The following is a 17,628-nucleotide window of genomic DNA, read 5'->3' as shown; positions in this document are numbered from 1 at the left end:
TCGTCAAGGGCGAGAACATTCCCGAGCCCGGCATCCCCGAGTCCTTCAAGGTCCTCATCAAGGAGATGCAGTCGCTGTGCCTCAACGTCGAGGTGCTCTCCAGCGACGGCATGTCCATCGAGATGCGCGACACCGACGAGGACGTCTTCCGCGCGGCGGAGGAGCTCGGCATCGACCTGTCGCGGCGCCCCAACGAAGGCGCGATGAACGTCGAGGAGATCTGACGCCCGGCGGTCGTCTTCCCGCCGTCGTGGCGGGAAGACGACCGCCCGGCAGGCCGGGCCGAGCGGACGCGCGAAGGGAAGCGGGCGCGAACCGCGCGGGCTACATCCGGGTCCGCGCGTACGCCTGCAGCGCGTCGCGGACGAACGCCGCCCCCGCGGCGTCGTCGTACATGCCGGTGAAGCGGGGATCCTCGACGTACATGGCCCCCAGCCCCTTCACCATCTCGATCGAGCGCTCCCGGTCGCCGTCGGCCGTGGGGGTGCCCGGGATCTGGCTCAGCCACCGCACGTGCCGGGCGGCCAGCGACTGGGCGCGCTCCGACGTCGGGGAGATCCCGGCCTTCGCCGCGGCGACCCAGGCGGCGACGAGGTCCTCGGCGGCCTGCTTCCAGGCCCGCTGCTGGTCGAGGGTCTTGCCGTGCCACCAGTCGTTGGCCAGCCGGTACGCGCGCTCGCCCCAGAGTGAGACGACCTCGTCCTTGTAGTGGTCGTTGAACCCCGCCAGCATGACGTCCATCTGCGGTTCGGCCCCCGCCTCCAGGGCCTCCAGCGTGTGGCGCACCGACCGGATCTGCCGTTCGATGCGGTCCCGTTCCTCTTCCAGCGCGGCGATGTGGGCGCGCAGCCCGTCGCAGGCGTCCACCTCGTCCGCCAGGACCTCGGCGATGGCCGGCAGGCCCATGCCGAGCCGGCGCATGAGCAGGATCCGCTGGAGCCGGGCGACCGCGCCCACGTCGTAGTAGCGGTACCCGTTCGCGCCGACCCGGGACGGGGCCAGGAGCCCGACGCGGTCGTAGTGACGCAGGGCGCGGCTGGTGATGCCGGCCCTCGCGGCGAGTTCCTGGATCGTCAACTCCATCGTTCCAGTGTCACCCCCGGCGCAGCGTGGCGGCGATGACCTCCGCGCTGTCGGCGTGCAGGGCCTGCGCCGCCGTCTGCCCGGTCGCCGCCAGGTAGGTGTCGACCAGCCGGTTGCCCGCGGCGTACCCGGCGCCCATCGGCAGCCCCACCGCCGGGACACCGAGGTGCTCGGCGCCGGGGTCGCCGTGCACCCAGGCGGTGAAGTTCTGCATGCCTGTCACGTCGAGCCCGGTGAGCACCTTGTCGAAGACCGCGTCGTCGTGCAGGTGCGGCACTCCGATGCGGGCGTAGCCGAGCTCGTCGCCGTAGAGCTGGCGGGCGAAGGCGTCGGCCAGACCCTCGCCGACGATGTGCTCGCCGACCGTGACGGTCATCGGGTCCCAGACGACACCGCCCGGGGCCCACCGCAGGTTGTGGTGGAGTTCGTGCACGGCGGTGGCCTCCAGCCGCTCCACGTTCTCGGGGTAGGGCCAGAGCGTGATGGCGATGTTGCCGGAGATGCCACCGAACCCGGTCAGTCCCAGGCTGGGACCCATGAAGTGCTTGTCGGCCGGATCGCCGAGCACGAACAGCACGGTGATGTCCGGGGCCTCCAGCCCCGGCGTCGCCTCCAGCAGCACGGCGAGAGCGTCGTCGAGGGCGCGTTGCATCCGCTCCCAGGCTCCGGCCGCCGCCAGGGTCTCGAGCGCGTCGAGGCAACGCTCCTCGTCGCGGTCGATGGGGAATCCGGCCGACTGGAGGTGCAGGGCCACCAGGTCGAGCTCGCCGGGGTGGTAGCGGTACATGCCCCTGTTGAGCTCCAGCATCGAACGCAGCAGGTCAGCGCGCTCCGCCACCGGGGCCAGCAGGATCCGCCGCATGGCGGAGTAGGTGTCAAGAACAGTGATCGACATGGCCCCCGATGCTAGAAGTTGACGCAGCGTCAAGGTCAACCGAGCATCGAGGCCCGGCGGCGCGGAGCCGATCAACCCAGGGACGCCGTCGCCGCGCGCAGATCCCGCAGGGCGGCCAACGCGTGCTCCGCGAGCCCTCGGCCGTCGTCACGATCGCCTTCGGACCACTCGGCGTAGCCCCGTTTGAAGGCGAGGACTCCCAGCTCGGCCGCGAGCTGCGCGGTCGGGTCCGGGACGCCGCGGTCGATGAGCGCGGCGGTCATGGCGGCGGCGAGACCGACGCTCTTGAGGGCGTCTCGCTCCTGGAGCTCGGTGCTGGCCGCCACGGCCGCTTTCAGGCGGGGGCCGAGCTCGCGGTTGGCCGGGCCCATGGCGCCGGACGCGCGTTCGAGACCGGCCGCGACCGCCTCGAGGGGAGTGGCGTCCGCGGGCGCCTCGGCGATCCCTTCGGCGAGCAGCCGGCTCAGGGTCTCCTGACCGGCGACCAGCAGCTCGCGCTTGTCGGGGAAGTGCCGGAAGAAGGTGCTCTTGGTGACGCCGGCGCGCTCGGCGATCTGCGCCACCGTGGTGGCGTCGTATCCCTGCTCGGTGAACAGGTCGACGGCCGCGACGACGAGTCGCTGGGCCGTCTCGGGTTGCCATCGGGCCATGAACGACATCATAGGTGATGGGACAAGTGTCCCGTCGGTGTGTATGGTGATGGGACAATGGTCTCGTCACTTCGGGAGAGTTTCATGCACGTCCTCGTCACCGGCGGCACCGGCACCATCGGCTCCGCCGTCGTCGCCGAACTCCTCGCCGGCGGTCACACCGTTCTCGCGCTGGCCCGCTCCGACCGGTCCGCCCAGACCCTCACCGACGCCGGCGCCCAGGTGCTGCGCGGAGAGCTGGCCGACCTCGACGTCCTGCGGGCCGGCGCCGCGCAGTGCGACGGCGTGATCAACCTGGCCTTCGGCAGCGACTACAGCACGGCCGAGGCCCTCGCGCGGTCGATCGCCGAGGAGAGCGCCGCTCTCGCCGCTCTGGGCGAGGAACTGCTCGGCAGCGACCGTCCGATCGTCACGGTCTCGGGGACGCCCTGGGTGCCGGGCCGGCCCTCCACCGAGGCCGACCCCGCGCCGACCGAGGGGCCGGTGGGCGGTCGCGGCCGTTCGGTCAACGCGCTGCTGGATCTGGCGTCGCGCGGTGTGCGCAGCGTGGCGGTCCGCATGCCGCGCACGGTCCACAACGAGGGCAGGGGCGGCTTCGCCGGCCTGCTGACGGATCAGGCGCGCCGCACCGGCGTGTCCGGCTACCCCGGCGACGGCACCCAGCGCTGGCCGGCCGTGCACGCGCTCGACGCGGCGGTCCTGTTCCGGCTGGCTCTGGAGTCGGCGCCCGCCGGGACGGCCTGGCACGCCGTGGCCGACGAGGGCGACGCGGTACGAGACATCGCGGCCGTCATCGGCCGCCGACTCGGTCTGCCGGTCAAGGCGGTGCCGCAGGAGGACTTCGGCCCGTTCGGGCCGATCTTCGCCATGGACCAGCCGGCCTCCAGCGCCCACACCCGCGAGGTCCTGGGGTGGCGCCCCACGCGCGCCGGCCTCCTCGCGGACCTGGAGAACATCCGGCCCTGAGACCGGCGCAGCCGCTGTGCCGGTGGGGCGTGCCCGGTTTCGCATATACCGGCGATATGCCGTGCTGCCTAGGCTTCGGGTATGCGCGTGCTGATCGTCTTCCGCACCGGACGCCGTGCCACGCTCATCCGTGCCCGGCGCCGGTCACCGGACCGACCCCGGCATGGGCACCTCCCGCCCCGGCGGCACTCATGAGGAGACGCCCGAGGTTCAGCGCCCGGCTGAAACTGACCCTCAGCTACGCCGCGTTCCTCTTCCTCGCCGGCGTTGTCCTGCTGGCCGTGGTGTGGGTGTACCTGGTGCGTTACGCGCCCGAGGTGATCACCGCTCCCGGCGGGACGCTGGCGCGCTCGGTCCGCGTGCGCTTCGCCCCCGCCGTGGCCGGGGCGCTGGCCTTCCTCCTGGGGTTCGGCCTGCTGGGAGGATGGTTCCTCGCCGGCCGCATGCTCGCACCGCTCACCCGGATCGCGGACGCGGCACGGATGGCCGCGAACGGCTCGCTGTCCCACCGGATCCGCCTGCGGGGCCGCGACGACGAGTTCGGCGAACTCGCCGACGTGTTCGACACCATGCTGGAACGACTTGAGTCACACGTCGCCGAACAGCGACGCTTCGCCGCGAACGCCTCCCACGAGCTGCGCACCCCGCTGGCGATCTCGCAGGCGCTCCTCGACGTCGCCCGCCACGACTCCACGGAGGGCCACAGGCAGCTCATCGAACGCCTCCGCACCGTCAACACGCGGGCGATCGACCTCACCGAGGCCCTGCTGCTGCTCAGCCGCGCCGACCGCGGGAGCTTCACGCGCGAGAGCGTCGACCTGTCCCTCGTCGCCGAGGAGGCCGCCGAAACGCTGCTTCCCCTCGCCGAGCAGCGCAGGATCACGCTCGCCGTCACCGGCGAGAAGGCGCAGACCGTCGGCTCCGCGGCGCTGATCCTGCGGATGGTGACCAACCTCGTCCAGAACGCCGTCGTGCACAACCTGCCCACCGGCGGCACCGTGACGGTCCACACCCGGGCGCGGCACGACGCGAGCGTGCTGCTGGTCGAGAACACCGGCCAACCGCTCCCGCCGGAACTCCTGCCGACCCTCACCGAACCCTTTCAACGCGGAACGACCCGCATCCGCACCGACGAGCACGCCGGCGTCGGCCTCGGGCTGGCCATCGTGCACAGCATCGTCCGAGCGCACCACGGAGCCCTCGACCTCGCGCCCCGCCCCACCGGCGGCCTTCTCGTCACGGTTCGCCTTCCCGCCGCGCCGCGGGCACCCTCCCCGGACGGAACCCACTAGCTCGTCGATCGCGACGGCGTCCCCGGCGACGCCGTCCCCGACGACGGCGTCACCCCGCGGCCCGCGCGGTGACGCGTTCGATGGCCTGGACGGCGACCTCGGGCTGGTCGACGTAGATGTAGTGGCCGCTGCTCGCGGCCGTGCTCAGCTTGCTGTCGCCGGACAGCCCGCGCCACTTGCGCTGGCCCGCGGCCCACGCCCGCTCCAGGCGCGGCCCGTACTCGGGGACGGCCGCGAGGTACGGCTTCCCGTGCTGGATCACCTCCACCGGGATGTTCCCGGCGGAACGCACCTCGGCGTCGGCGATGACGAGCTTCTCCGGGTTCTCGCCCCGGAACATCGCGAGGTTCTGCGCGCGCAGCTCGGCCGCCGGGCCGGTGGCGGACTCGGGGATCGCCTTGCTGATGTCGGCCTCCATGGTGGGCGGGGTGGCGTCCATGAGGACCAGTCCCTTGACCCTGTCCTGGTGGTCGGGGGCGTACCGGGCGGCGATCAGCCCGCCCAGCGAGTGCCCGGCCAGGACGACCGGGCCGTCACCGGCGACCCGGTCGAGCACGCCGGTCAGGATCTTGCCCGTACTGGCGAAGCTCTGCGGGCCGTCCGGCTGGTCGCTGGCGCCCGCGCCGAGCCGGTCGTAGGAGCAGACCCGGTGCTGCTTGCTCAGCGTCTTCTGGACGGCGGCCAGCTTGTCCAGCCCGTCGCCGGCCCCGTGCAGCAGGACGACGACCGGCCGGCCTTCGCCGGGGTCGCCCGAGCAGGACACGTTCACCGAGTGGCCCGCCACGTCGATCTTCTGGGTCCCGGAGATCGGGGCGGCGCCGGCTGTCCGCGTGGCGGGGGCGAGGGGGTCCCAGTTCTCCATCGCGTCGCCGTCGCAGCCGGCCAGCGCCGCGCCGAGCGCGGTGCAGCACAGCGCGGCCACGACGGATGTCTTGATCTTACGGAGCATGAGGCCTCCAGGGAGGGAGTCGGTGCCGGGATGACGCGCACGGCGGTGCGGCGGAAGCCGGCGGGGCGCCGTGGCTGGGGTGTAACGCTACGGATCGCCCGGTCCTTGATCGTCACCATGCGGTGGACATTCCCCGGTAGCTCGTGCGGGGGACAAGCGCGGCGCGTGCGGCTGTCCCCCGTGCGAGCTACCCGCGAGTGTCCACCGCACGGGGACGCTTCCAGCCCGCCGGATCCCTAGCGTTTCTCGGCGTAGCGGCGACGCCCGTCGCCGGTCCCCTCCACGTCAACGGAGTTCCTCATGCGGTTGTTGAAACAGCTCGTGCCCGTCGCGGTGGTCGCCTTCCTCGGTGGCGCGATCGTGGGCGCGGTGCAGGGCAGCCCGCTCCTCACCCTGCTCCTCGGCCTGGCGACGGCCGTGCTCGCCGTGCTCGTGTACGCCTGGGCGGTGCGGTGGTCCGAGGGGCGGCCACCGGTGGAGGTGGCGGCGCGGGGCGCCGCCTTCGCCATCGCCCGGGGGGCGCTGATCGGGGTCGCGCTGTTCGGAGCCGTCATCCTGAACATCGCTCTCGTGGGCGGCTACCGGATCGACGGCCAGGGCTCGCCAGCGGGCGCGGCCGGGCTGTTCGGCTTCATGGCCGCCGCCGCGGTGACGGAGGAGCTGCTGTTTCGCGGCATCCTGTTCAGGATCGTCGAGGAGCGCACGGGGACGTGGCCGGCGCTGGCGCTGACCGCCCTGCTGTTCGGCCTGTCGCACCTGTTCAACCCGCACGCCAGTCTGTGGGGCGCGATCGCCATCGCGATCGAGGCGGGCGGCATGCTCGCCGCCGCCTACGCCGCCACCCGCACCCTGTGGGTGCCGATCGGCGTGCACTTCGGCTGGAACTTCGCGGCGGCCGGCATCTTCGGCACCGAGGTCTCGGGCAACGGCGCGACGCAGGGGCTGCTGCACGGCGTGACGTCGGGACCGGCCCTGCTCACGGGCGGCGCGTTCGGGCCGGAGGCGAGCCCGTACGCGGTGGTGTTCGGCCTGATGCTGACGGCCGTGTTCATGTGGCTGGCCCGCCGGCGCGGCAACGTGATCCCGATCCGGCGCCGCGCGACCGCTACGCTCGCCCAGTGATCGATCTACGGCGGGCCACGGACCTGTGGCAGCGGTGCGACGTCGTGGCCCGAGACTTACCGTTCGGGCTGCTGCTGGCCGTCGCATCGCTGCTGCCGGCGCTCCACGGCAAGGGGACGCAGGTCGGCGACCTGCCGGCCCGGCCCTTCGACGCGCTGGCGTACGCGGTGATCGCCCTGGAGTCCCTTCCGCTCGCCGTGCGCCGGCGGTGGCCGGCCGCGTGCCTGGCTCTGGTGTCGCTCGGCTTCGCCGTCGACCAGCTCCACGGCTACCACGTGCTGGCGAGCAACGCGATGCCCATCGCGCTCATCAGCGCGGGCGCCCATCTGGAACGTCACCGGCGCGTCACCGTGGTCCTGCTCTCCATGGCGTACGTGCCGCTGGCCCTCGCGCTCGGCCGGCTCGGCGCGAGCGAGCGGGTGGAGGGTTACGTGGTGTTCTACCTGGCCCTGGCCCTCGCGTGGGGCATCGGGGCCTGGCTGCGCTCCTCCCGCGCCGCCGAGGCGGAACGCCGCCGCCACGTCGCCGAGGCCACCCGCGCCGCCGAACGCACCCGGATCGCCCGCGAGCTCCACGACGTCGTGACGCACCACGTGACCGCGATGGTCGTGCAGGCCGAGGCGGCCCGCTACCTGACGGCCGCGCCCGACCGCCTCGACGCGACGCTGAGCGCCGTCACCGACACCGGCCGGCGGGCCATCACCGACCTGCGGCACATGCTCGACCTGCTCAAGGCCGACCACGACAGCGACGTCGGCATGCCGTCCGCCGGCGAGCTCCACACGCTCGTGGAGCAGACCCGCCGGGCCGGGCAGCCGGTGGAGTTCGCCGAGGAGGGCAGCCGGGCCGAGTCGGCGGGCAGCGCCGAGTTCGTGACCTACAGGGTCGTCCAGGAGGCTCTGACGAACGCCCTCAAACACGCCCACGGCAGCCCCACCGCGGTGCGGGTGCGCTACGGCGAGAAGGAGATCAGCGTGGAGGTCAGCACCGACGGTCCCGGCTCCGCCAGGGCCGCCTCTCCCGGCGGGAGCGGGCGGGGACTGGCCGGGCTCCGCGAGCGGGTGGACGCGCTGGGCGGCGAGTTCAGCGCCGACCGGCGGGCGGGCGGCGGCTTCGTGGTACGGGCCCGCATCCCCGCGGGGAGCCGGTCGTGAGCGCCCCGGTCCGGGTCCTGGTCTGCGACGACCAGGCGCTGATCCGCACCGGCTTCGCGACGATCATCGACGCCCAGCCCGATCTGGAGGTGGTGGGCGAGTGCGGTGACGGCCGTGCCGCGGTGGACCTCGCCCGCCGGTTGAGCCCCGACATCGTGGTGATGGACGTGCGGATGCCGGTGCTCGACGGCATCGGCGCGACCCGCCTGCTGGCCGGCGCCGGGGTGGAGAATCCGGTCAAGGTGCTCGTGGTGACGACGTTCAACCTGGACGAGTACGTCTACGAGGCGCTGCGCGCGGGGGCGAGCGGGTTCCTGCTCAAGGACGCGCCGCCGGCGCAGCTCCTGCACGGCATCCGCACCGTCGCCTCGGGCGCCGCGCTGCTGGCGCCCGAGGTGACGCGGCAGCTCGTCGGCAGGTACGCGTCCCGGATCCGCCCGGCCCAGGACCGGCCCGACGGGACCGCGCTGACCCCGCGCGAGCTGGAGGTGCTGCGCCTCATCGCCGACGGCCTGTCCAACAGCGAGATCGCCGCCACGCTGGTGATCAGCCAGGAGACCGTCAAGACGTACGTGTCGCGCATCCTGACCAAGCTCGACCTGCGTGACCGCGTGCAGGCGGTGGTCTACGCCTACCGCAGGGGCCTGGTGACCTGAGGCGCGGCACCGCAAGACCGTCAGCTCGCGGCCGTCAGCTCGCGGTCGTCGGCCCCGGTGCGGCGGGTGTGCGCGGCGAGCGGGCCGAGACGATGTCGAGCAGCTCGACGAGCCGATCGCGCTGTTCCTGGTCCAGGCGGTCGGTCACGGGCGCCAGGGCACGCCGGATGTCGTCCTCCACGCGTCCGGCGAGTTCGTGCCCGGCCGGGGTCATGTACACCTCGACGACCCGGCCGTCCTCGGGGTTCTTGCCGCGGGTCAGCAGCCCCCGGCGCTGGGCACGGTCGATGAGGCCGGACATCGTGGACTTGTCCAGGCCGAGGTAGGCGGCCAGCTCGGTGACGCGGGCGCGGCGGTCGCGCAGGATGCCGAGCACCCGCAGCTGGGTGAGCGACATGTCGTGCTCGCCGCCGATGCGGGTCAGCACGCCCGCCACCTCGAAGGCGGTCCGGACGAGGGCGTCCATGACGTCGTCGGCGGTGGTCATGCCGTCATGCTAGTCCGGCGTGGTTGGTAATGCCAACCAAATCTGTTGACATGGTTTGTATTACCAACCATTATGAGGAAGGTAGTTGGCAATACAAACCATCCTCTGGAGATCACCATGCGTGCTGCCGTCATCCCCGCATCCGATGCCCCGCCCGTCTGCCGCGACCACCCCGACCCCGCGCCACGCCACGGCGAGCTGCTCGTCGAGGTCCTCGCGGCCGGCCTGCACCATCTGACCAGGGCCAAGGCGAACGGCTCGCACTACTCCAGCGGCGGCGGGTACCCGCTGGTCCCCGGCGTCGACGGCGTGGTGCGCGACGAGGAGGGCAACCTGCGCTACGTGGTCATGGACGACACCCCTCTCGGGACGTTCGCCGAGCGCACCCTCATCGACCCCCGCCGCAGCGTGATCCTGCCCGGCGGCATCGACCCCGTGCGGATCGCCGCCGCGATGAACCCCGCCATGTCGTCCTGGGTGGCGTTGCGCCGGCGCGTCGGCTTCCACGCCGGCCGGCGCGTCCTCGTCCTCGGCGCCACCGGCAACGCCGGCCGGATGGCGGTCCAGATCGCCAAGCTGTTCGGCGCCGCCCAGGTCATCGCCGCCGGCCGCGACACCACCCGCCTCAAGGCGCTGACCGCGCTCGGCGCCGACGAGACGATCACCTACGACCAGATCGGCCGCGCGGCCGACGTCGACGTGGTCATCGACTACGTGTGGGGCGAACCCGCCGCGGGGGCCATGATCCCGCTGCTCACCGCCCGCGCCGACCGCACCGCCCCGCTGGACTGGATCCAGATCGGGTCCATCGCCGGCGCGACCGCGCCGATCCCCTCCGCGGCCCTGCGCTCCGCCCGCCTGCAGATCGTCGGCAGCGGCATCGGCTCGGTCCCCGCCCGCGACTTCCTCGCCGAGCTGCCGGAGCTGGCCTCGGCGGTGGCCACGGGCGCGATCGACGTACGGGCGCGGGCCGTACCCCTCGCTCAGGTCGCGCAGGCGTGGACCGCCGAGACCGACGACCGCATCGTTCTCGTCCCCTGACCGGGTGGGGGCCGGCGTCGGCGGCATCGCCGCGGCGACTCGGCATCCTCGACGCCGTCCCTGACCGGTCGCCGCCCGGCGGCGTCGCCTTGCACGACGGATCGCACCGGCGTCCGCAGCCCCGCCTGGACGTCCGGTCGCACGGCCGCATGGTGCCGGTCGGCGACTCCGCGTGGCGCCCTCAGCCTGTACGCCGCCATGGTGCGCGGTTTTCGATACGCCGGCGATATGGTCCGGCTTCTAGCATGAACAGCATGCGCGTGCTGGTCGTGGAGGACGAGCCCTACCTGGCGCAGGCCATCCGCGACGGTCTGCGCCTGGAGGCGATCGCCGCCGACCTCGCCGGTGACGGTCACACCGCCGTGGAACTGCTGAGCGTCAACGCCTACGACATCGCCGTCCTCGACCGCGACATCCCCGGCCCCTCCGGCGACGAGATCGCCAGACGCATCGTCGCCTCCGGCAGCGGCATGCCGATCCTCATGCTCACCGCCGCCGACCGGCTCGACGACAAGGAGTCCGGGTTCGGGCTCGGCGCCGACGACTACCTCACCAAGCCGTTCGAGCTCAAGGAGCTCGTGCTGCGGCTGCGGGCACTCGACCGCAGGCGCGCCCACAGCAGGCCACCGGTGCGGGAGCTCGCCGGCCTGCGTGTCGATCCGTTCCGCCGCGAGGTCTACCGCGACGGCCGCTACGTCGCGCTCACCCGCAAGCAGTTCGCCGTGCTGGAAGTCCTCGTGGCCGCCGAAGGCGGTGTCGTCAGCGCCGAGGAACTCCTGGAGCGGGCGTGGGACGAGAACGCCGACCCCTTCACCAACGCGGTGCGCATCACGGTCTCGGCGCTGCGCAAACGGCTCGGCGAACCCGCCATCATCGCGACCGTGGCCGGCGTCGGCTACCGCATCGACACGGAACCCGGCGCCGGAGGCGGGGGAGGGGGCCGTGGATAGGGCGCCCGGCTTGAGCGTCCGCCTCAAACTCACCCTCAGCTACGCCGGATTCCTCATGGTCGCGGGTGTCCTGCCGCTCGCCGCCGTCGTGGTCTTCTACCAGCACGGCCTGCCCGACGACGCGATCTGGACCACCGGCGACTTCCTGGTCAACCGCTCCGCCATCGTGCGTTCGTTCGCGCCGGTCGGAGTCGCGGTGCTGGCGTTTCTGCTGGTGTTCGGGCTCGTGGGTGGGTGGTTCCTCGCCGGCCGGATGCTCACCCCCCTGACGCGCATCACGGACGCCACCCGCATGGCCGCGAGCGGATCGCTCTCCCACCGCATCCGGCTGCCGGGCCGCAGAGACGAGTTGCGCGAACTCGCCGACGCCTTCGACGCCATGCTCGCCCGGATCGAAACACACGTCGCCGAGCGGGAGAGATTCGCGGCCAACGCCTCCCACGAGCTGCGCACCCCACTGGCGATCGCGCAGACGCTTCTGGACGTGGCCCGCGCCGATCCGAACCGCGACACCGGTGAGCTGGTCGGCCGCCTCCACGCCGTCAACACCCGAGCGATCGACCTCACCGAGGCGTTGCTCCTGCTCAGCCGCGCCGACCAACGGTCCTTCACGCGACACCGCGTCGATTTGTCGCTGATAGCGGAAGAAGCCGCAGAAACGCTCCTGTCCCTGGCGGAAAGACGCGGCCTCACCATCGAGACCTCCGGCGACCCGGCCCTCGCCGTCGGCTCACCCGCGCTCCTGCTGCAGATGACGACGAACCTGGTGCACAACGCGATCGTCCACAACCTGCCCGAACAGGGCACCGTGTGGGTCACGACCAGCGTTCGCCCCACGACCGTGCTCCTCACCGTGGAGAACACGGGCGAGAAGCTCGCCCCGCACGTGGTCTCCACCCTTGTCGAGCCGTTTCGGCGCGGCACCACGCGCGTACGCGCCGACCACGCGGGTGTCGGCCTCGGCCTGGCCATCGTCAGAAGCATCACGCGAGCACACGACGGAACGCTCACCCTCACCCCCCGCCCCGCCGGCGGGCTCCGCGTCACGGTGGGACTGCCCGCCGCGCCGCCGCACACCCCGCAGGGCTGACGGCCGCGGGCGCAGGAGAGCCGGCCGGCGAGAGCACGCGCATGTCCCGATGCTAGGAGGCCGAGCATGTCGTCGGCGTATCGGAAAGCGCATAAGCGCTGGTAACACGGCGCTGCCTTCACTGGCGGCATGAGCCTTCACACACCAGCGCGAACAGAAGCCCGCTCGCCGGCGCTCGCCGGCCTGCCAGTGGTCATCGTGCTCGTCGTGGTCGTCGTGGTCATCGCTGCGATCGTCGTCGGCGCGCGACCGGGCGCTCCCGGCGAGGCTGACGGCGTCGTCCCCGACGGCGTGACCGTCTTCGACGGCGAGTTCCCGGCTGTGGCCAAGCTCGATCCGCGCCTGCTCAAGGCCCTGCGCCGAGCCGCGGCCGACGCCGCCGAGGACGGCGTGCAGTTCCACGTCAACAGTGGATGGCGTTCTGAGCGGTACCAGGAACAGCTGCTTCGCGATGCCGTCTCCCAGTACGGCTCGGAAGAGGAAGCCGCCCGATGGGTGGCCAGACCGGACAAGTCCGCCCACGTGTCCGGGGACGCCGTCGACCTCGGCCCCTCGGCCGCCACGGCGTGGCTGTCCAGGCACGGCGCCGACCACGGGCTGTGCCAGGTCTACCGGAACGAGCCCTGGCACTACGAACTGCGCCCCCGAGCCGCCGACCGCGGCTGCCCGCCGATGTACGCCGACCCCACCCACGATCCGAGGATGCGGCGATGACCGTCGCCGCCGTCCCGTTGGTCGCTCGAGAGGAGAGGATCCTTCATGGCGGACCCGCCGAGCCCCCGCCGTTGATCACCTGTCGGCGCGTACGTGCAAACGCACCCCTTGCAGGCCGAACAGGATCAGGAGCTCCACCACGCCGCCATCGGCGCTGCCCAGCCAGTGCGGCACGGACGTGTCGAACTCGGCTGCCTCGCCCGGCGGCAACGTCAGGTCGCGCTCGCCGAGGACGAGCCGCAGGCGCCCGTTGAGCACGTACAGCCATTCGAAGCCTTCGTGAGTCTGCGGGGTCGGTTCGAGCGGTCGCGGCCGGGCAGGGATGATCATCTTGAACGCGTGCACCCCGCCCGGCCGCCTGGACAGGGGGATGAAGGTCATCCCGAACCGGCTGATCGGCTTGAGGTGTATCCGGGGGTCGCCGGTGCGCGGGGCGCCGACCAGCTCGTCCAGCGGAACGTCGTAGGTACGGGCCAGCGGCAGCAGCAGCTCCAGGGTCGCCCGGCGCTGCCCGCTCTCCAGCCGGGACAGGGTGCTCTCCGACACGCCGGTCGTCGCCGCGAGGGCGGCGAGCGTGATGCCGCGGTCACGACGCAGCGCACGAAGCCGCGGCCCCACCGCGTCCAGCACGTCGTCCGTTTCGCGATCCACCAGGCCATCTTGCCAGAACCGCAAGATTCTGTGCCAGGTCGTGGCGTTCCTGGCAAGACTGAGCGCACACCGACAGAAGGAGCCTTGATGAGCACCACCGATGCGGTCACGTTCTGGGACGGCGTCCACGCGGCCCGGCCGGCGGCCGGCGACCCGCGGCCGAACGCGCGCCTCACCGAGACGATGACGGGCCGGCCGCCCGGCGACGCGCTGGACCTCGGATGCGGCGACGGCGGCGACGCGCTGTGGCTCGCCGGCCAGGGATGGCACGTCACCGCCTGCGACGTCTCCGCCGTGGCGGTCGGGCGGCTCGCCGCCCTCGCGCGTTCGCGCGGCCTGGGCGACCGGGTAGCCGCCGTACGGCACGACCTGCAGCAGTCCTTCCCGCGCGGCCGGTTCGACCTGGTGTGCGCCCACTACCTGCGACCTCGACAGGACGACCGTGCTGCGCTCCGCCGCGCACGCCCTGCACCTGGGCGGGCGGCTGCTGGTCGTCGACCACGGTTCGGCCGCGCCGTGGTCGTGGAACCAGGACCCCGGCGTCCGGTATCCGGGCCCGCTGGAGGTCGCCGCGGGGCTCGACCTGGATCCGGCGACCTGGACGGTGGAGCGGGCGGACACGCCCCGCCGGATCGCCACCGGACCGGGCGGGCGCACCGCCGAGGTCATCGACCACGTCCTGCTCGTCCGGCGCACCGCCTGACCCGGCGACCGAACCAGCCCCCTGCGAAGGAAGGAAACCGCCGTGCCCGCCACCACGTCCCGCGACCGTCCGCCGCCCCGCACCGGAGGCGGCGAGGCCGAGACCCTGCGCGCGTTCCTCGACTACCTCCGCACCTCGATCGCCGCGAAGGTCGAGGGCGCCCCGGAACCCCAGGCGCGAGCAGCCGCCGTGCCGTCGGGCACGAACCTGCTCGGCCTGCTCAACCACCTGACCTTCGTCGAACGCTCGATGTTCCTCGGCGACGACGTCACCGACTGGCAGGCGACGTTCCAGGCCGCGCCGGAGGACAGCGTGGCCGACGTCGTCGCCCGCTACCGGGAGACGGTCGGGCGTGCGAACGAACTGCTCGACGGGTGCGCCGATCCCGGCGCGCCGGTCCCTCGGCCGCGGCCGGGGCGCCCCGCTCCCAGCCTCCGCTGGGCCCTCACCCACATGATCGAGGAGACCGGCCGCCACGCGGGCCACGCGGACATCATCCGCGAACTGATCGACGGCGCGACCGGGCGCTGACCCGTCTCTCCCCGGGACGCGCCCGCCTTCTCCTCGGGACGGGCCCGCCCTCTCCCGATCCTCTCCGGACAGGACCACATGATCACCGCAACTCGTCCGTCCCCGCGCCGCTCCCTCCGCCCCGCGCGACGACCCCCGGCTCGGCACCACTTCCGGCACGGGTTCTCCGACGTGGACGGTGTCCGCATCCACTACGTGACCGGCGGCAGCGGCACGCCGGGACCTCGACCTGCCGCTGCCCGAGCCCGCGATCGACGCGCCCACCTACCACTCGCTGAGCCGGCACATCGCCTTCCACTCTTAGCGAGGCGGTCGTGGGTGACGACGTCCGCGAATACCTGCCGCCTTCGGCGGCTTCCTGCCGGCGATCGTCGCCTACGGAGCAGGGCCTGGCCGGCGGCTCACCGGGCGCGGTGCTGGGCGCCTACCGGACCGCGCTCGTCGTCCCGGTGGCCATGGTGCTGCTGGGGGCGGCGGTCTCCGCCTTCGGCCTGCGCGCCGGCCGGCGCGACGACCCGGTGCCCGCGGCCCACGACGAGGTCAGCGACGGCTTGCCCCCGTGGTCGTCGTCCGGGCGTGGCGGAACGCGCTCCTGATCTCGGAGACCAGGAGGTCCGGCTGTTCCAGACCGGGGAAGTGGCCGCCGCGGTCCAGCTCGTGCCATGAGCGCAGGTCGTGGTAGCGGCGCTCGGCCCAGCGCCGGGCGGTCGGCCACGGCTCGGCCGGGAACAGCGAACAGGCGGTCGGCACCGTCACCGGCAGCGCGTTCTCCTCCTCGGCGCCGCGTGGCACCCACCGCATGGCCTCCCAGTACCAGCGGGCGCTGGAGGCGCCGGTCCCGGTCAGCCAGTACAGGGCGATGTCGTCCACCTGCTGCGACACGCTCACCCCGCCGCCGGCCTCCGGACGGGTGTCGGAGTAGGCGGCGAACTTCTCGCCGAGCCACGCCGCCAGGCCGGCGGGGGAGTCGAGCAGGGAGTAGCCGAGCGTCTGCGGGCGCGTGCTCATGATCATCCCGAAGCCGTATCCGTCGGCGAGGTGCAGGTCGCGCCGCTCCAGCATGCGCCGTTCCGCAGGGTCCGGCGAGATCCGGTCCTCCGGCAGGGGAGAGGCGACGGGCATCGTCAGGTGCAGGCCGGCGACGCGCTCGGGCGCCAGGCGCGCCAGTTCGGTGCTGACGAACGCGCCCCAGTCCCCGCCGTGCGCGCCGAACCGCTCGTAGCCGAGCACGGTCATCAGCTCGGCCCACGCCCGCGCCGTGCGGCCGGGGTGCCAGCCGCGCTCGCGGGGACGGTCGCTGAAGCCGAACCCCGGCAGGGCCGGGACGACGACGTGGAAGGCGTCGCTCGCGGAACCGCCGTGGGCGACCGGGTCGCTGAGCGGCCCGAGGACGTTCTCGAACTCGAGGACGGAGCCCGGCCAGCCGTGGGTCAGCAGCAGGGGGAGCGCCGTGGGCTCGGGCGAGCGCACGTGCCAGAACGCGATGCGCAGGCCGTCGAGGCGCACGCGGTGCTGCGGGATCGCGTTCCACTGCCGCTCCCTGGCCCGCCAGTCGTGCCGCCGCCAGGCGTCCAGCAGTGTTCTCAGCCGATCCAGCTCGATGCCCTGCGTGGCGTCCGGCACCGTCTCCGGCTCGGGGAGCCGGACCGCGTCCAGCCGAGCCCGCAGGTCCTCCAGGTCCCGTTCGGGAATGCGTACGGAAAAGGGCTCGATTTCAGGCGTTCTCGCCGTATTTCCAGACATGGTGGAAACCCTAGAAACGAGCCGCCCCCTGATCCATGCCGGCGATTGCCGGGAAAGCGGTCAGGAATTGCGATACGCCGAGGGCCGCACGCCGGTGTGCCGCAGGAAGGCCGTCGACAGCGCACCGGGACTGGCGAAGCCGCAGAGCGGCGCGATCTGGGCGACCGTGAGGTCGGTGTCCCGCAACAGGCCTTGCGCCTTCTCGATCCGCAGCCGGACGAGGAACCGGTGGGGCGTCTGTCCGGTCGCCGCGCTGAACACCCGCACCAGGTGATAGACGCTGAGGTACACCTCGTCCGCGATGTCGGCCAGGGTGAGCGGTTCGGCCAGCCGGTCGCGCATGAGGGCGATCGCCGCGCGGACGCGGGCGTCCTCCCGCGCCGGCGCCGGTCCGGCGGGCCGCCGGGAATGGCGGGTGAGCAGGTGCACGGCCAGGAAGGCGGCCGCGGACTCGGCGTACAGGTCTCCGGCCTCGTCCGCGGAGCCGACGGCGCGGACGGTCTCCTCGATCAGCGGATCGCCGGCGGCCACGGACGCCGCCATGCTCGCGTAGTCCACCGCGCGGCCACCCAAGTGCTCCGCGGTCCGTTCGACGGTGCCGCGCGGGAGGTGGATCTGCACGCTGCGCAAGGGGCCGTCCGCGCGATAGCGGCGGAGGGCGGGCCGGTCCGGGACGCCGAGTTCGAGCCGCCCCGGCGCCCAGGTGTGACGGCTCCACCGGCCGTCGGTACGCGTCTCGATCACAGTCCGGCCTTCTACGGGCAGGATCAGGTGCAGGTCCGCCGCGGCCGGCAGCTCCATGTCCTCCACCACCGGGACGTGGTCGAACCGTTGCGCGAGCAGGGACTGCCAGCCGAGGTCCTCCCAGCTGCAGTGGGTCCGCCGGACGTAGCGACTCATGTCGAACCCGGCATAGGGCTGAAGATCCAGCTGAACGGAGTCGAACACCAT

General features: G+C 72.8%; 21 protein-coding genes and 1 pseudogene. 14 read left to right on the top strand and 8 right to left on the bottom strand.

Annotated features, from left to right (window positions below; all coding sequences use genetic code 11):
* On the top strand, positions 1-224 hold a 224-nt coding region (locus HT134_RS42320; RefSeq protein WP_175606143.1), incomplete at its 5' end, for a hypothetical protein.
* Between the two features lie 100 nt (positions 225-324).
* On the opposite strand, the gene HT134_RS42315 is transcribed toward HT134_RS42320, so the two are convergent.
* The 3 genes from HT134_RS42315 to HT134_RS42305 form a co-directional block, all read right to left on the bottom strand.
* A complete protein-coding gene (locus tag HT134_RS42315; protein ID WP_175606142.1) occupies positions 325-1,083 on the bottom strand; it encodes a MerR family transcriptional regulator in 759 nt (252 codons plus the stop codon).
* 10 nt (positions 1,084-1,093) lie between these two features.
* A complete protein-coding gene (locus HT134_RS42310; RefSeq protein WP_175606141.1) occupies positions 1,094-1,978 on the bottom strand; it encodes a DUF2268 domain-containing putative Zn-dependent protease in 885 nt (294 codons plus the stop codon).
* A 71-nt stretch (positions 1,979-2,049) separates the two neighbouring features.
* Complete coding sequence (locus HT134_RS42305) at positions 2,050-2,628, bottom strand: TetR/AcrR family transcriptional regulator (RefSeq protein ID WP_175606140.1); 579 nt, start codon at positions 2,626-2,628, stop codon at positions 2,050-2,052.
* Positions 2,629-2,712: 84 nt separating this feature from the next.
* Here HT134_RS42305 and HT134_RS42300 point away from each other — a divergent pair, with 84 nt between their 5' ends.
* Both HT134_RS42300 and HT134_RS42295 read left to right on the top strand, forming a co-directional pair.
* Complete coding sequence (locus HT134_RS42300; protein WP_175606139.1) at positions 2,713-3,594, top strand: SDR family oxidoreductase; 882 nt, start codon at positions 2,713-2,715, stop codon at positions 3,592-3,594.
* 191 nt (positions 3,595-3,785) lie between these two features.
* Positions 3,786-4,886 (top strand): sensor histidine kinase, encoded by a 1,101-nt coding sequence (locus HT134_RS42295; RefSeq protein WP_175606138.1) that lies wholly within the window; start codon positions 3,786-3,788, stop codon positions 4,884-4,886.
* A gap of 49 nt (positions 4,887-4,935) precedes the next feature.
* Here HT134_RS42295 and HT134_RS42290 read toward each other — a convergent pair whose 3' ends face one another.
* The gene (locus HT134_RS42290) at positions 4,936-5,835 is read right to left on the bottom strand and encodes an alpha/beta fold hydrolase (RefSeq protein WP_175606137.1); all 900 of its coding nucleotides are present in this window, start codon (positions 5,833-5,835) and stop codon (positions 4,936-4,938) included.
* A gap of 300 nt (positions 5,836-6,135) precedes the next feature.
* On the opposite strand from HT134_RS42290, the gene HT134_RS42285 reads away from it, so the two are divergent.
* Genes HT134_RS42285 through HT134_RS42275 form a run of 3 tightly spaced genes read left to right on the top strand, consistent with a single transcriptional unit; the run spans position 6,136 to position 8,767 of the window.
* Positions 6,136-6,957 carry a CPBP family intramembrane glutamic endopeptidase gene (locus HT134_RS42285; RefSeq protein WP_175606136.1) on the top strand — a complete coding sequence of 274 codons (822 nt, stop codon included), beginning with the start codon at positions 6,136-6,138 and terminating at the stop codon, positions 6,955-6,957.
* Entirely contained in the window at positions 6,954-8,111 is a 1,158-nt protein-coding gene (locus tag HT134_RS42280; protein ID WP_175606135.1) for a sensor histidine kinase, read from the top strand. The genes HT134_RS42285 and HT134_RS42280 overlap by 4 nt, the downstream gene beginning before the upstream one ends.
* Entirely contained in the window at positions 8,108-8,767 is a 660-nt protein-coding gene (locus tag HT134_RS42275; RefSeq protein ID WP_175606134.1) for a response regulator, read from the top strand. Before HT134_RS42280 ends, HT134_RS42275 begins: the two co-directional genes overlap by 4 nt.
* A 34-nt stretch (positions 8,768-8,801) precedes the next feature.
* Here the strand turns inward: HT134_RS42275 and HT134_RS42270 are convergent, their stop codons facing one another.
* Positions 8,802-9,254 carry a MarR family winged helix-turn-helix transcriptional regulator gene (locus HT134_RS42270; RefSeq protein ID WP_175606133.1) on the bottom strand — a complete coding sequence of 151 codons (453 nt, stop codon included), beginning with the start codon at positions 9,252-9,254 and terminating at the stop codon, positions 8,802-8,804.
* 117 nt (positions 9,255-9,371) lie between these two features.
* Between HT134_RS42270 and HT134_RS42265 the strand changes: the two genes are divergently transcribed.
* From HT134_RS42265 to HT134_RS42250, 4 genes are all read left to right on the top strand, one after another.
* On the top strand, positions 9,372-10,295 hold the full coding sequence (locus HT134_RS42265) for a quinone oxidoreductase family protein (protein ID WP_175606132.1): 924 nt from the start codon (positions 9,372-9,374) through the stop codon (positions 10,293-10,295).
* A gap of 254 nt (positions 10,296-10,549) precedes the next feature.
* On the top strand, positions 10,550-11,245 hold the full coding sequence (locus HT134_RS42260; protein ID WP_175606131.1) for a response regulator transcription factor: 696 nt from the start codon (positions 10,550-10,552) through the stop codon (positions 11,243-11,245).
* Between the two features lie 10 nt (positions 11,246-11,255).
* Positions 11,256-12,335 (top strand): sensor histidine kinase, encoded by a 1,080-nt coding sequence (locus HT134_RS42255; RefSeq protein ID WP_246366512.1) that lies wholly within the window; start codon positions 11,256-11,258, stop codon positions 12,333-12,335.
* 129 nt (positions 12,336-12,464) lie between these two features.
* Positions 12,465-13,049 (top strand): M15 family metallopeptidase, encoded by a 585-nt coding sequence (locus tag HT134_RS42250; RefSeq protein WP_175606129.1) that lies wholly within the window; start codon positions 12,465-12,467, stop codon positions 13,047-13,049.
* A 75-nt stretch (positions 13,050-13,124) separates the two neighbouring features.
* Here the strand turns inward: HT134_RS42250 and HT134_RS42245 are convergent, their stop codons facing one another.
* Entirely contained in the window at positions 13,125-13,700 is a 576-nt protein-coding gene (locus tag HT134_RS42245) for a helix-turn-helix domain-containing protein (protein WP_175606128.1), read from the bottom strand.
* 87 nt (positions 13,701-13,787) lie between these two features.
* Here HT134_RS42245 and HT134_RS46560 point away from each other — a divergent pair.
* From HT134_RS46560 to HT134_RS42225, 4 genes and pseudogenes are all read left to right on the top strand, one after another.
* Positions 13,788-14,102 (top strand): annotated as a pseudogene (locus tag HT134_RS46560) (class I SAM-dependent methyltransferase); the annotation flags it as partial.
* A 40-nt stretch (positions 14,103-14,142) separates the two neighbouring features.
* Positions 14,143-14,403: a hypothetical protein gene (locus tag HT134_RS46555; RefSeq protein WP_246366511.1), complete on the top strand. Its 261-nt coding sequence runs from the start codon at positions 14,143-14,145 to the stop codon at positions 14,401-14,403.
* Positions 14,404-14,445: 42 nt separating this feature from the next.
* Positions 14,446-14,934: a DinB family protein gene (locus tag HT134_RS42235; protein ID WP_175606127.1), complete on the top strand. Its 489-nt coding sequence runs from the start codon at positions 14,446-14,448 to the stop codon at positions 14,932-14,934.
* A gap of 314 nt (positions 14,935-15,248) precedes the next feature.
* Positions 15,249-15,530: a hypothetical protein gene (locus tag HT134_RS42225; RefSeq protein WP_175606057.1), complete on the top strand. Its 282-nt coding sequence runs from the start codon at positions 15,249-15,251 to the stop codon at positions 15,528-15,530.
* Here HT134_RS42225 and HT134_RS42220 read toward each other — a convergent pair.
* Together HT134_RS42220 and HT134_RS42215 are read right to left on the bottom strand one after the other, a co-directional pair.
* On the bottom strand, positions 15,475-16,677 hold the full coding sequence (locus tag HT134_RS42220) for an epoxide hydrolase family protein (protein WP_175606126.1): 1,203 nt from the start codon (positions 16,675-16,677) through the stop codon (positions 15,475-15,477). The genes HT134_RS42225 and HT134_RS42220 overlap by 56 nt on opposite strands.
* 60 nt (positions 16,678-16,737) lie before the next feature.
* Complete coding sequence (locus HT134_RS42215; protein ID WP_175606125.1) at positions 16,738-17,628, bottom strand: AraC family transcriptional regulator; 891 nt, start codon at positions 17,626-17,628, stop codon at positions 16,738-16,740.

Origin of the sequence: Nonomuraea rhodomycinica (genome assembly GCF_013363995.1) — a bacterium.
In the GTDB taxonomy this organism is placed as follows: domain Bacteria; phylum Actinomycetota; class Actinomycetes; order Streptosporangiales; family Streptosporangiaceae; genus Nonomuraea; species Nonomuraea rhodomycinica.
Note: the sequence above shows the minus strand (reverse complement) of the source record. Positions and strands in the feature narration are given on the sequence as shown.